Genomic DNA, 13,995 nt, shown 5'->3' with positions numbered 1-13,995 from the left:
AGGCGAACGGCCTGTATTTGGGCCGTTCGCCTCCGGCAAGCATGGTGCAGATCGTCAGCAAACGTACTAGTTATGCGCCAAGCGGTAGCTTTTCGGCGATATGCGGTTCTACTTGCCGAGTCCCGCCTTCCGGAGAGCCTCTGCCATCGCCGTGTTGGCCGAAGCCGGTGCGGGCCGAGTCTGCCTGGCTGCCGCCTGCTGCTTGGCGGGCGCCTGCTGCTTGGCGGGCGTCTGCGGCCGCCCGCTCGCGCGGCCCCCCGAAGAAGGTGCGCTGCCTCCGGTAGAAGGTGCGGTGCCGCCGGAAGCTGCCGGTTCGTCGTCGAGCCTCAGGGTCAGCGAGATGCGCTTCCGTTCCGGATCCGCCTCCAGCACCTTGACCCGTACCACCTGCCCGGACTTGACCACCTCGCGGGGGTCGGAGACGAAGCGGTTGGCCAGCGCGGACACATGCACCAGCCCGTCCTGGTGCACGCCGACGTCGACAAACGCGCCGAATGCCGCCACGTTGGTCACCGTGCCCTCCAGCACCATGCCGGGCCTGAGGTCGGAGATCTTCTCGATCCCTTCCGAGAACGTTGCGGCCGCGAAAGCCGGACGCGGGTCCCGGCCCGGCTTCTCGAGCTCGGCGATGATGTCCTGCACGGTGGGCAGCCCGAAGGTGCCGTCCACGAAGTCCTGCGGGTTCAGCGCCGCGTATTTCTCCCCCAGGGGGCGGTTCTTTGCCGCGGCTTTGATCTTCCGGGCCACCGGGTAGGCCTCCGGGTGCACGCTGGAGGCGTCCAGCGGCTCCGCTCCCCCGCTGATCCGCAGGAAGCCGGCGCACTGCTCGAACGCCTTGGCGCCGAGCCGAGGCACCTTCTTCAGCTCGCTGCGCTTGTTGAAGGGGCCGTGCTCGTTCCGGTACGCCACGATGTTCTCGCTCAGCAAGGGTCCGACGCCGGCCACGCGGCTCAGCAGCGCGGGCGACGCGGTGTTGACGTCCACACCCACGGCGTTCACGCAGTCCTCGACCACGGCGTCGAGGCTGCGGTCCAGCTTCGCGGCCGTGACGTCGTGCTGGTACTGCCCGACGCCGATCGATTTCGGCTCGATCTTCACGAGCTCCGCGAGCGGGTCCTGCAGGCGCCGGGCGATCGAGACGGCACCGCGCAGGGACACGTCCATGCCGGGCAGTTCCGCGGCGGCGAGCGCCGACGCCGAATACACCGAGGCGCCGGCCTCGGACACCACGATTTTCTGCGGTTTGGCGCCCAGGTTGGCGGAGTCCGATCCCGTGCCGAGCTGTTTCAGCAGCTCGGCGGCGAGCTTGTCCGTCTCCCGGGAGGCCGTGCCGTTGCCGATCGCCACGAGTTCGACGCCGTGCTTCTTGGCCAGGCCGACGAGGGTCCGCAGCGCCTCGTCCCATTTCCGGGCCGGGGCGTGCGGGTAGACGGTGTCCGTCGCGACCACTTTGCCGGTGCCGTCCACCACGGCGACCTTCACTCCGGTCCGCAGTCCCGGGTCGAGGCCCAGGGTGGCACGGTTCCCGGCGGGGGCCGCCAGCAGAACGTCGCGCAGGTTGGCGGCGAACACGCGCACGGCCTCGTCCTCTGCGGCGGCAAACATCCGGCTGCGCAGATCAGCAGTCAGCCGGGCCAGCACCCGTGAGCGCCAGGCCAGCTGCGCGGTCTGCAACAGCCAAGCGTCGGCGGGCCGGCCGCGGTCGGCAACCCCGAGGCACCTGGCCACGGCGGCCTCGTACCGGCCGCGCGCGGCGGTGAGGGCGGCGTCGTCGTTCGGTTCGGCTTCGGCGAGGTCCAGCTCCAGCACGCCATCCTTCTCGCCGCGCAACAGCGCTAGAACCCGGTGCGAGGGCATCCCGGAGGGCGACTGGGAGAACTCGAAGTAGTCCTTGAACTTCTGGCCCTCGGCGTCCTTGCCCTTCTTGACCCGGGACACCATCCGGCCCTGTGTCCAGAGCCGCTCCCGCAGGGTCGCGGCCAGGTCGGCATCCTGCGCGACCCGTTCCACCAGGATGGAACGGGCACCCGCGAGCGCCGCAGCCGGGTCCCCGATCGAATGTTCGGCGTTGAGGTACTTGGCCGCTTCGCGCTCCGGATCCAGTTCGGGCCGCTTCAGCAGGGCGTCGGCGAGCGGCTCCAACCCGGCCTCGCGGGCGATCTGGGCCTTGGTACGCCGCTTGGTCTTGAACGGGAGGTAGATGTCCTCGAGTCGGGATTTGGTGTCGGCGCCGACGACGGCGGCCTGCAGCTCCGGGGTCAGCTGGCCCTGCGCGGCGATCGCTTCGAGAATGGTCCCGCGGCGGTCCTCGAGTTCGCGCAGGTAGCGCAGCCGCTCCTCGAGCTCGCGGAGTTGCGTGTCATCCAGCGTGCCGGTGGCTTCCTTGCGGTACCGGGCGATGAAGGGCACGGTGGACCCGGCGTCGAGCAGGTCAACGGCCGCCTTCACCTGCCAGGCCTTGACGCCGAGCTCGGCTGCGATCTGTGTGTGGATCGCTGAATCCGGGGTTGCTGGGGAAGTGTGAGGGCGCTGCGGGTTTTGAGTCACCCACAACATTTTGCCTCACCGGGCCGCCGACGGCTGCATGGCCGGCCACCAATTGGGTCTACCAAGCCCGCGACATAAGTGATGCAGTGGCAGCCCAGTAGGCCGTCGTTCGTCTTGGGTCAGCTGTCCGTAGACTCCCTGGGGATCATTCCCGAGCGGCTGAGGAGAGCCTTGGTCTTGGCATGTTGCGGGTGGGTGAAGATGGCTTCCGGCGGCCCCTGCTCGACGATAACGCCCTGGTCCATCACCACGATACGGTCCGCAATTTCCCTGGCGAACTGCATTTCATGGGTGACGATGACCATGGTTGTTCCCTGCTGTGCGATTTTCTTGATCACCGCAAGGACCTCCCCCACCAGCTCGGGGTCCAGCGCGGACGTCGGTTCGTCGAAGAGCATGACGCTGGGCTCCATGGCCAGGGCACGCGCAATGGCGACGCGCTGCTTTTGACCGCCGGAAAGCTTGCTCGGATAGTTTTCCATCTTGTCTCCGAGCCCCACCAATTCCAACGTGGGTATGGCGATTTCCCGGGCTTCCGCCGCCGACATTTTCTTGACGTCGCGGAGCGGAGCCATGACGTTGCCGAGTGCGGTCTTGTTCAGGAACAGGTTGAACTGCTGGAAGACCATTCCGATATCGGTGCGCTTTTTCGCGGTGATGGACGCTTTCTCGCTGATCAGTTCCCCGTCCTTCTCCTCGTAGCCGATGAGGTGTCCGTTGACATAGATTCTCCCGGCCTCGATGGTTTCGAGCTTGTTGATGCAGCGTAAAAGCGTGCTCTTGCCTGATCCGCTGGAGCCAAGAATGGCGACGGTTTCGCCGCGGTGGACTGTTAGATCGACGCCCTTGAGTACCTCGACTCGTTTCTGCACGTGGGCCCGGCCGGTAAGTCGGCTCCACAGTGAAGGCTTCGTTTCGGAAACGAAGGTTTTGTGTACGTCGCGAACGTTGATGATGGTGTCGTCAACCACTGGAGCGCGCCTTTCGTTCAAGCACTACCACGACGCGCGAGAGTGGGAGGCTAATTATCAGATACAGAATGGCCGCGGCGGTGTAAATGGCCGTAGTTTGAAACGTCTGGCTGTTGAGGATATTGGCCGTCTTCAGGATTTCCGTAACTGCGATTACCGAGGTGAGGGCAGTGTCCTTGATCATGGCGATGAAGTAATTTCCGATCGGTCCCATGGAGACGACGAACGACTGGGGAATCACGACCTTCCACAGTGTCTTGGTTGGCGTGTATCCGAGCGACAGCGCGGCCTCGGTCTGGCCGTGCTCCACCGACAGGATGGCAGACCGGAACACCTCCGACAGATAGGCCGCATAGTTGAGCCCGAGGCCCAGGATGCCGGCCGGGACCGGCTCGATTTCGATTCCGACACTCGGCAGCACGAAGAAGATGTAAACCAACTGCACCAGCAGAGGGGTTCCCCTGATGACCTCGAGGTAGAAGGTGGCGATGCCGCGAAGGATTTTAATGCTTGAGATTCGCGCCAGGGCGATCAGCAGTCCCAAGACAAGGGCCAGCAACATGGCTCCAAGCGCCAATTGCACAACAACGGGTACAGCGACAAGTAGTGCCGGGAATACGGCGAGGGTGTTATTTATGAAGTCCATGACGGGATCCCTAGCTTCGGGGCGGGCATGGCCGGCGGCGGCTGTCGGCGTCGTTATTCCGTCAGACTGGCCGCCGGCTGTGCGTGAATCTACTTGGCCGCGTTGGCTTCGGTCAGGCCGTACTTCTTGAGGATCTCAAGGTACTTCGGTGATTTCTTCAGGTCTGCCAGTCCGGAATTGAGGTCTTTCAGCAACTGGGTATCGTCCTTGCGGACTCCGGCACCGATGATGCCTGGGTAGAACGGCGTGTACGGCGTCACAAGCTTCAGCTTCGGATTCGGTTTCTGCACGAGACTGTACCCAATAACTGCACTGTCCGTGAATACAGCGTCAACCTGCTTGTTCTCAACCGCTGCAAGCAAAGCCGCCTGGGAATCGAAGAGCTTCACCTGGCTTCCGCCGAGGCTGTCGACGAGGTCCTTGAACACGGTACCGGTCTGGGCGCCGAGCACCTTCCCCTTGACGTCATCCCGGGAGGCGAGAGTGGAATCCGCCGGAACCACCATTGCCTCGCCCTCGGTGTACCAGGGGTCAGTGAAATCAATCTGTTTCTTTCGGTCATCCGTGATGTACATGGCATCGACGATGGCGTCGGCTTTCTTCGCTGAAAGTGCGGCGATCAGCGTGGCGAACTCGGACGTGAAGACTTTGACCTTCCATCCCTTGCTGGCGGCAATTTCGTTCATCATCTCGCCGTCAATTCCCTTGAGTTCCCCGGTTGCCTGATCGGTAAACGAGAAGGGGGCGTCATTGGACGTGGCGATGGTGACCGTCTTCTGTTCCCCGCCGCCGCCCCCGCCGGTGGATGAACCGGAGCCACACGCCGACAGCGCCAGGACAGCCACGACGCCCATGGGTAGCAGAGCCCTGAGGCGCTTGCTCAGTTTGATCGAACTTTTCATCTTGGTGCCTTTGATAGAGGGGGACGGTACTAGCGGTTGAAACGATTGAGTCGGAGCGTCGCCGTGGCTTTGTGGGCTTCCATGCCCTCGAAAGCGGAAATCTCTGAAACGTACTGGGCCAGTTGCGGAGTAGCCTCCCTCTCGACCCGCTGGAACGTCAGCGGCTTGAGAAACCTGGCTACGGATAGACCGGCCGAGGACCGTGCGCCGCCACCGGTGGGCAGCACGTGGTTGGTGCCGGAGATGCCCTTGTCCGAGTACGCGACGGTGGACCATGGCCCTAGGAAAATGGAGCCATAGTTCTTGAGGTTCTCGTGGTAATAGTTGTCATCGACGGTCTGGATTTCCAGATGCTCCGGAGCCAGCAGATCCATGATTTCCACGGCCGTTTCCCGATCGTCGGCAACGTATACCGTTCCAAAATCGCGCCAAGCCGGACCGGCGATGTCCCGGGTGGCCAGCGTTTCCAGTTGCTTTTCGATGTGGCTGATGACTTCCCGACCCAGGGACGCCGATGTGGTGACCAGGGATGCCGGTGACTGCGGACCATGTTCGGCCTGGCCCAGCAGGTCTGCTGCAACGAGTTCCGGATCCGCGGATTCGTCAGCGATTACGGCGACCTCGGACGGCCCTGCGAGAAGATCGATGCCCACCCTGCCGAAGAGCTGGCGCTTGGCCTCCGTAACGTAGGCGTTACCGGCTCCGACGAGGATGTCCACGGGTTGCCCGCCGAGCAGTCCAAATGCCATGGCGGCCAGTGCCTGCACGCCGCCGATGGCGAATGCCCTGTCAACCCGTGCAAGGTAGGCGGCGTGCAGAACAGCGGGGTGCCCGCCGGTTGGACTGGTGGGCGGAGTGCACGCGATGACGCTGGGAACGCCCGCCGCTTTGGCGACACCCACGGTCATGAAGGCGCTTGCGAGGATGGGGAAGCGCCCGGCAGGAAGGTAGGCGCCAACCCGGGGAACAGGGATGTACTTCTGACCTGCCACGACGCCCGGCAGGACTTCCGTCTCGAAGTCCGTCAGGTGTTTTCGTTGCTCGAGCGCAAACAGTCGGGTGCGCTCCGCGCTGGCGCCGAGTGCTTCACGGAGTGCAGGGGGGAGCTGGTCACCGGTTTGAGCCAATTCAGCCTGGCTGATCTCGACGTCGGTGCCCGCCCAGCCGTCCAGCATCCGCGAGTATTTAAGAACGGCGTCCATGCCGTTCTTCTCGATGTCCGCGAGCATTTCGGAAACGGATTGAATGACTTCCGGAATACGTTGAGCAGCGACGCCCCCGATTTCGGGTTCCTTAAGCGCAGTGAAATTGCCCCGGATAAATGCCTTGTCGGCCTCGCCGATCCACATCACGAAAACCTGTTCTTGGGTTGTGCACAGGACAACCTTGAGTATTACGATCCGCCTATACATAGCTATGCGCAATACACCTAGTGGTCTGTCTCAGTTTTGCTTGACGGCTTGGAGTGCGACGCGGCCGCGGGCGACTTTCTCGAGGATGGATTCCGCTGTCGCCGTCCACACCAAGGGCTTGGGCTCATCGTTGTGGGCGGCGAGGTAGCCCTCGATCGCCTGGATCAGGTCCGGGACTGAGTGGAATGCTCCGCGCCGCAGGGCCTTGTCGGTCAGTTCCCGAAACCACCGCTCGACCAGGTTCAGCCAGGACGAGGACGTGGGCGTGAAATGCAGGTGGAACCTTGGATGTTTCTCCAGCCAGGCCCTGACGTTAGCGTGTTTGTGTGTCGCGTAATTGTCGAGGATAAGGTGCACGGCCAGTCCGTCCGGGACTTCCTTCTCGAGTGTTTTCAGGAATGTCAGGAACTCGTTGTGACGGTGCTTGGGAAGGCATGAACCGATGACTTTTCCGCTGGCCACGTCCAGGGCGGCGAACAGGGTCGTGGTGCCGTTGCGCTTGTAGTCATGGGTCATCGTTTCGCCCCGGCCCTTCTTCATCGGCAGTGACGGCTGGGTGCGGTCCAGGGCCTGGATCGAGGACTTCTCATCCATGCACAACACGATCGCCTGCTCCGGCGGGTTCAGATACAGGCCCACCACATCGATGAGTTTCTCCTCGAACCGCGGATCGGTGGAAAGCTTGAACGCCTCGATCCGGTGCGGCTTCAGCCCCCGCGCGGCCCAGATCCGCTGCACCTGCGCCGGGGACACCCCGACCTTCGCGGCCATGGTCCGCACCGACCAGTGCGTATGCCCTTCCGGCCTGGAGTTCCGCGTCAGCTCAACGATCTCATCGATCTTCGACTGCAGAATCGAGGGCTTACGGCCCCGCCCGGCACGGACCTTCCCCAGTTTCGCCAGACCCTCTTGCTCGAACCGGGCCCGCCACGCACGCACCGTCCCCGGGCTCGTCCCCGCTACCTTCGCTATCCATTCATTAGCCAGCCCCTCCGCGGCCATCAACAGCACCTGTGCCCGCTGCACCTCACGATGGGACGCCGTCTGCGACTTCGACAACACCTCCAACGCGGCACGCTGACCATCGGAGACCACCAAAGCAGGAGCTGGATTCGACATACCTCCAATTTAACGGAACACTCATAGATTATTTTGGAGACACACCACTAGGTGTTAGGATTGCGGGCTTGCCTGACGGGCCCGGCACGGTTCCCGTGCGAGCCATCCCGCCGCCCCTACCTCCGCGTCTGTCCGCATCCCTGCTTGAGCCCCTGCCCATGCCTGCGCGTCTGTGCGCCCTGCGCACGCCTGGAGTCGGAGCACGGCCGGCGGTCAAATTGTCGGCGGGCTTTGATAGCTTGGCAATAGGACTTCAACGGCGCCGCGGGCCAAAACAACGCGGGCCAAAACAACGCGGGCCAAAACAACGGGGGCACAGTGTTTCTTCTTGAACCGGAAGTTCCGGACCTGGCACAGGATCTGGTCTTTTCCGCGAGCGATCTCGTCATTGCGGCCACGTGTGAGTACCAGCTGCTGCGGAAGCTCGACGAAAAACTGGGCCGGTCCCCCAAGGCCGAATTCGATACCGACGAGATGCTGGTACGCACAGCCAAGCTCGGCGATATCCACGAGCACAAGGTCCTGGACAAGTTCCTGGGCCAGTTCGGTGCCTGGAATCCAGCTACGGGCCGTGGCGTGTACGACGTCCCTGCGGCTGCTGACATGGACCGGGCCACGCTGTTGGCGAAACATGCGGAATCCATCGAGGCGCTGCGCGCCGGAGCCGACGTCGTGTTCCAGGCGGCCTTCTTTGACGGCCGTTTCCACGGGCGTTCCGATTTCCTCGTCAAGCAGGATGACGGCAGCTACGCCGTGTACGACACCAAACTGGCCCGGCATGCAAAGGTGACCGCGCTGCTCCAGCTGGCTGCGTATGGCGACCAGCTGCTGCAGGCCGGCATCACCCCGGACCCGGAGGTGACGCTCATCCTCGGTGCCACGTTGGCTGTGGCTGGCGGCGGCTTCGATTACGTCAGGAGCAGCCATAAACTCGCGGACATCCTGCCGGTGTTCCGGGAGCGGCGGGACCGGTTCCTCGCGCTGACGGCAGCCCACCGCGATCAGGCCGACACGGTGAGCTGGGGCGCGTCCGGCGTCATGGCCTGCGGTCGGTGTGACTACTGCAAGGAGCAGGTGAAGGCGACCGACGACCTCCTGCTCGTGGCACGGATGAACTCCGCTCAGCGCAAGAAACTCCACGCGCAAGGCATCTTCACGGTCAAGCAGTTGGCTGACGCCAGCCTGCCCTGGGCCAACGCATCACTTCTGCGGATGCAGGACCAGGCCCGGATGCAAAGCGGCGCAGGCGCCGCCGAGTGGTCCGTCAGCTACGTCAAGGACGGCGAACAGCACAGCATCAGCTACCGGGTCATTGCGGAAAATACCTTGGCAGAACTCCCCACGCCCAGCGAAGGCGACATCTTCTTCGACTTCGAAGGTGATCCGCTGTGGCAGGAAAGTTCCACCGGAACCTGGGGAATCGAGTACCTGTTCGGAGTCATTGAGCCCCCGCTTCAACGTGGCGGGCACACCGTGTTCAGGCCCTTCTGGGCACACAGCCGGGACGCGGAGAAACAGGCCTTCCTCGATTTCCTGGACTACGTGCAGGACCGAAGGCGCCGGTACCCGGACATGCACGTGTACCACTACGCCGCCTACGAGAAAACTGCCCTCCGGAAACTGTCTGTCATGCATGTGGCGGGCGAGGACACCGTGGACCAGTGGTTGCGCGAAGGCCTTCTGGTGGACCTCTACCAGACCGTGCGGAACAGCATCCGAATCTCCGAGAACTCCTACAGCATCAAGAAGCTCGAACCTCTGTACATGGGCAGCAATCTCCGTTCCGGTGATGTGAAAGACGCCGGTGCCTCTGTGGTTGCCTACGCCGATTACTGCGAGGCCCGCGACGCCGGGCTGGCCGAGGACGCAGCGGCCATCCTCGCCGGAATCTCCGATTACAACGAGTACGACTGCCTTTCCACGCTCGAGCTCCGGGACTGGCTGCTGCGGCTGGCGGACGAGCGCGGCATCGGGACCGGGCCCGGTCAAGGACGGCACGGCGAGGGGACGGGCGGGGCGCCACAAAATCTGCGGGGTGTGCCAGCCGAACGGGAGGAAAGTGCCCCGGTCCGACCGTCCGAACGCGTCATCAGGGCTTTTCTGCACCGTGCGGCAGAGTCCCGTACTGCAGCCCAAGCGGCCCGGGATCCGGGCGACGCCGTCGGCCCGGATCCCGACATACAGGCCGTCGCGATGGTGGACGCGGCCGTGAACTACCACCGTCGCGAGCGCAAGGCCTTTTGGTGGGCCCACTTTGACCGCTGTGAAAACGGACCCGACACTCACCAGCAGGACCGCAACGTCTTTCTGGTGGAGGAGGCCAGGATCCTGGAGGACTGGTGGAAGGACGGCGCCAAACTTTCGGAGCGGAAGGTACGGCTGACCGGAGCTGTGAGCGCCGGCTCGGACCTCCGCGAGGGCAGTACGTGGTTCCGGATGTATGACCGCCCGCTTCCGGAAGGGCTGGAGGGCACGGGCAAGGACGGCACCGGACGCAACGGATGGTTCGGCACGGAAATCCTGGAACTCGACCACGAGGATGGCAAGGACACCGTGGTCATCCGGGACAAGCTCCGCCGAAACATCGAGCCGTATGACCACCTTCCCATTGCCCTCACCGAGGACCAGCCCATCCCGACCAAGAGCCTCGAGCAGGCGCTGGCGGTGCTGGCTGACGAGGTTGCTGCGGGGCTGCCCGGCGGAACGTCAGGCTCGCCAGGAAAACCGACCTTCAGTAAGCATCCGGCGCTGGATCTTGTCCGCCGGATTCCGCCTCGGCTGCTGACGGGCGGTTCCCTCCCCGTCCCGGACGACCGCCCGGACCGCTTCATTGACGCCATCACAGCAGCCGTCGAAGCCCTGGATCACTCATACCTGGCGGTCCAGGGACCGCCAGGTACCGGCAAGACGCACGTTGGTTCGCATGTCATTGCGAGGCTCGTGGACCGGGGCTGGAAGGTCGGCGTCGTGGCCCAGTCCCACGCGGTAGTGGAGAACCTGCTTCGGACTGCGGTGGCCAAGGCGGGCGTGGATCCGCGCCGGGTCGCCAAGGATGTGAAGCACAACGAATCCCTGCCGTGGGATCACCGCGCTGCCGCCGACGTCGACCGGCTGCTCAGCACTCCGGGCGGCGCCCTGGTGGGCGGCACAGCCTGGACCATGACCGGTGCCACTGTGCCTCCCGGCGCGCTGGATCTGCTCGTGATTGACGAGGCCGGCCAGTTCTCTTTGGCCAACACGCTGGCTGTGGCCCAAGCCAGCCCGCGGCTGCTGCTGCTCGGCGATCCGCAGCAACTTCCCCAGGTCAGCCAGGGCACGCATCCCGAACCCGTCAATGAGTCCGCCTTGGGCTGGATCTCCGCCGGCCACGCCACGCTTCCGCCCGAGCTCGGGTATTTCCTGGCTGACTCGTGGCGCATGACCTCCGAACTGTGCCGGGCCGTTTCCGAGCTCTCCTATGAGGGCAGGCTGCGGTCAGCCCCCGCCGCGGACCTGCGCCGCCTGGACGGAGTTCCTGCCGGCATAGAAACCGTCCTGGTGGAGCACAGCGGCAACATCACGTCCTCCCCCGAGGAGGCAGCCGAAGTGGTGCACCAGGTCAACAGGCACCTGGGGCTTGCATGGCACGACGAATCCGGGAACCGTCCGCTGGGGGCACAGGACATCCTGGTGGTGGCCGCCTACAACGCGCAAGTGAACCTGATCCGTGATGCCCTGGACGGCGCGGGCCATGCGGCGGTTCGTGTCGGGACCGTGGACAAGTTCCAGGGACAGGAGGCGGTGGTGGTGATTGTGTCCATGGCCTGTTCAGCGGTGGCCGAGGCCCCGCGCGGCATGGAGTTCCTGCTCTCGCGCAACCGGATCAACGTGGCGGTGTCCCGCGGGCAGTGGCGCGCCGTAATAATCCGTGCCCGGGAACTGACCAACTACCTCCCCACGCACCCGGAAGGCCTGGAACAGCTGGGCGGCTTCATCGGGCTGTGCCAGCGGTCTGTGGCCATCCGGCCCGTGGGACATGCCCATTCTTAAACGCGGACGGTGGGCAAAATGGCGTTCTGCCCACTGTTCCCGGCCGCGGCTGGACATGTCCAGTGGTGACGGGGCCAGCCATGAAGGCCTGGCGGCTGGCCCTAGTTCTGGTTGGCGGCTGCAATCAGGAGTGCCTCATCCAGCACTGTGCCGAAGTTCGCGGGGTCGTGCGCAAAACGGCCCAGGAACAGGCCGGAGACACCCTCGAGGGTCGGCAGCAGTCCAGGCTTGGCCGAACCGCCGTAGATGACCGGCAGCTCCCGCAGCCCGGCGGCGGCGAGCTGTCCGCGGAGCCGTTGGACGACGTCGGACACGTACGCCGCGCCGGCGGGTTCCGCCGCACCGATGGCCCAGACGGGTTCGTAGGCGATGGTGAGCCGGCCGGCGAGGTCCCAGTCGCCGTCGACGGCCAACTCGATCTGGCGGTACACAAAGTCCGCGGCGGCCGCCGGCTGCCCGCCGTCGCGCTCCCCCACGCACAGCAGCGGCGTGAGCCCGGCGTCATCCGCCGCCCGGACCTTGAGGGCAACCATGGCATCGTCTTCGCCGAAGTGCCGCCGGCGTTCGGCGTGGCCGATTTCCACGAGCCGGACCCCGAGTTCCGCGAGCATCGACGGGGCCACCTCCCCGGTCCACGGGCCGTCCGCCCAGCCGCAGTTCTGGGCGCCGAGCAGCAGCGGCGAATCTGCCAGGAGCCGGGCCGCCGCGGGCAGGACGGGGAAGGACGGGATGACAAACGGGACAACCCGCCCGGCCGCGAGGGCCGGACGGGTGTCCACTTCGTGCCGCAGCCGCTCCAGCCAGTCCAGACTGTCCCGGTAGCCCAGGTACATCTTGGTGCTGACCCCCACAAGGATGCGGGTGCTGGGGGTATGGCTGGCTGGAGTCTGCTGCATTGTTGGTGCTTTCTGCTGGACTGCTGGGCTGAGCTATCGGGCAGCCCGTGGGCCTGACGGGTTGGGTTACTGCTCCAGGAGTTCGTCGGCCTTGTTCTTGAACCGGCGGGTGGCGAACATCATGGCCGCGGCCAGGAACGGGAGCACGCCCAGCGCGTAGACGCCCATGGTACCGGTATCGGATGCGGTCATCTGATTCACGGACGTCCGCAGGATCGGGGCCACAAAACCGCCCAGGTTGCCGAGCGAGTTGATCAGGCCGATGCCCGCAGCCGCGGCCGTACCGGTGAGGAACGCCGTCGGGTAGGACCAGGCGATGGGGCCGATGGAGAGGAAGCTACACACGGCGAGGGTGATGAAAATGATGCCGAGTGCCGGGATGTGGTTCGCGCCGGCCCAGGCGGAGCCGAAGATGCAGAGCCCGGTGGAGATGAACAGCCCGGTGCCCCAGACCCGGCGGCGGACCACGGTGTTGGCGGCCTTGCCGATGAAGTAGCAGGCGAAGATGCCGAAGAACCACGGGATGGCTGCCATCAGGCCGACGGCGAAGCCCACCTTCTGGCCGGTCAGCTGGGCCACCTGCTGCGGCAGGTAGAACGTGACGCCGTAGACGGCGATCTGGAGGCAGAAGTAGATGACGGTGAAGTACCAGACCTTGCCGTTCTTCATGGCGGCGAGCACGCCGCGCGGGCCGGACTCTTCCTTGACGGTGTCCTCCAGTGCCATGACCTCCAGGAGTGCGTTCTTCTCGTCCTTGCTCAGGAACTTGGCGTCCTGCGGGCTGTTGATCAGGAAGAAGTACGCGGCAACACCGGCGACGACCGCCAGCATGCCTTCAACGAAGAACATGACCTGCCAGCCCTGGACTCCGGGCACCTGGTCGCCGATGTTGATCAGCCAGCCGGACAGCGGGGCGCCCATCATCTGGGAGAACGGCTGGGCCAGGTAGAAGATGGCGAACATCTTGACGCGGACCTTGTTGGGGAACCAGGCGGCAAGGAACATGATGACGCCCGGGAACAGCCCGGCCTCGGTGACACCCAGCAGGAACCGCAGGATGATGAACGACGTCTCGCCCTGGACGAAGGCGAAGCACGCGGACACGATGCCCCAGGTGATGGCGATGCGGGCCAGCCACACCTTTGCGCCGAACTTGGTCAGCAGCAGGTTGCTGGGGATCTCGAACAGGGCGTAGCCGATGAAGAAGATCCCGGCGCCCAGGGCGTAGGCGCCGGCGGTGATGCCCTTGTCCACTCCCAGGGCCGCTTCGGCGAAGCCCACATTGGTGCGGTCCAGGAAGGCCACCACATAGAGGATCACCAGCATGGGCATAAGCCGGCGGGATGCCTTGGATATGGCCGATTTCAGTACCGGCGTATCCAGGAGGTCCCTGGTGGACGTTGTTGCTACGGACATCAAAACTCCTCATTGAGTGAATCAGGTGAGTAGATCAGGTGGGGCAGAACGGGTGGG

Annotated in this window: 9 protein-coding genes; 1 reads left to right on the top strand and 8 read right to left on the bottom strand. The window is 64.5% G+C overall.

What is annotated here, in order from left to right; all coding sequences use genetic code 11:
* Positions 1 to 108: 108 nt before the first annotated feature.
* The 6 genes from ACQCSU_RS16155 to ACQCSU_RS16130 form a co-directional block, all read right to left on the bottom strand.
* The gene (locus ACQCSU_RS16155; RefSeq protein ID WP_426976279.1) at positions 109 to 2,556 is read right to left on the bottom strand and encodes a Tex family protein; all 2,448 of its coding nucleotides are present in this window, start codon (positions 2,554 to 2,556) and stop codon (positions 109 to 111) included.
* A 110-nt stretch (positions 2,557 to 2,666) separates the two neighbouring features.
* A complete protein-coding gene (locus tag ACQCSU_RS16150) occupies positions 2,667 to 3,518 on the bottom strand; it encodes an amino acid ABC transporter ATP-binding protein (RefSeq protein WP_426976278.1) in 852 nt (283 codons plus the stop codon).
* On the bottom strand, positions 3,511 to 4,164 hold the full coding sequence (locus tag ACQCSU_RS16145; RefSeq protein ID WP_426976277.1) for an amino acid ABC transporter permease: 654 nt from the start codon (positions 4,162 to 4,164) through the stop codon (positions 3,511 to 3,513). Before ACQCSU_RS16145 ends, ACQCSU_RS16150 begins: the two co-directional genes overlap by 8 nt.
* 89 nt (positions 4,165 to 4,253) lie before the next feature.
* Positions 4,254 to 5,066: a transporter substrate-binding domain-containing protein gene (locus ACQCSU_RS16140; protein WP_426976276.1), complete on the bottom strand. Its 813-nt coding sequence runs from the start codon at positions 5,064 to 5,066 to the stop codon at positions 4,254 to 4,256.
* 29 nt (positions 5,067 to 5,095) lie between these two features.
* Positions 5,096 to 6,415, bottom strand: a complete 1,320-nt coding sequence (gene hisD / locus ACQCSU_RS16135) for a histidinol dehydrogenase (protein ID WP_426976275.1) — start codon at positions 6,413 to 6,415, stop codon at positions 5,096 to 5,098.
* Positions 6,416 to 6,508: 93 nt separating this feature from the next.
* Positions 6,509 to 7,597, bottom strand: a complete 1,089-nt coding sequence (locus ACQCSU_RS16130; protein ID WP_426976274.1) for an IS630 family transposase — start codon at positions 7,595 to 7,597, stop codon at positions 6,509 to 6,511.
* A 318-nt stretch (positions 7,598 to 7,915) separates the two neighbouring features.
* On the opposite strand from ACQCSU_RS16130, the gene ACQCSU_RS16125 reads away from it, so the two are divergent.
* Positions 7,916 to 11,626, top strand: a complete 3,711-nt coding sequence (locus ACQCSU_RS16125; protein WP_426976273.1) for a TM0106 family RecB-like putative nuclease — start codon at positions 7,916 to 7,918, stop codon at positions 11,624 to 11,626.
* Between the two features lie 101 nt (positions 11,627 to 11,727).
* On the opposite strand, the gene ACQCSU_RS16120 is transcribed toward ACQCSU_RS16125, so the two are convergent.
* Together ACQCSU_RS16120 and ACQCSU_RS16115 are read right to left on the bottom strand one after the other, a co-directional pair.
* Positions 11,728 to 12,522: a triose-phosphate isomerase family protein gene (locus ACQCSU_RS16120; RefSeq protein ID WP_426976272.1), complete on the bottom strand. Its 795-nt coding sequence runs from the start codon at positions 12,520 to 12,522 to the stop codon at positions 11,728 to 11,730.
* Positions 12,523 to 12,588: 66 nt separating this feature from the next.
* Entirely contained in the window at positions 12,589 to 13,938 is a 1,350-nt protein-coding gene (locus tag ACQCSU_RS16115; protein ID WP_426976271.1) for an MFS transporter, read from the bottom strand.
* Positions 13,939 to 13,995: the final 57 nt, after the last annotated feature.

The sequence above is a fragment of the Pseudarthrobacter sp. O4 genome, from assembly GCF_050157025.1.
In the GTDB taxonomy this organism is placed as follows: domain Bacteria; phylum Actinomycetota; class Actinomycetes; order Actinomycetales; family Micrococcaceae; genus Arthrobacter.
The sequence above is the reverse complement of the archived record's forward strand: the minus strand, read 5'-3'. Positions and strand labels throughout refer to the sequence as shown.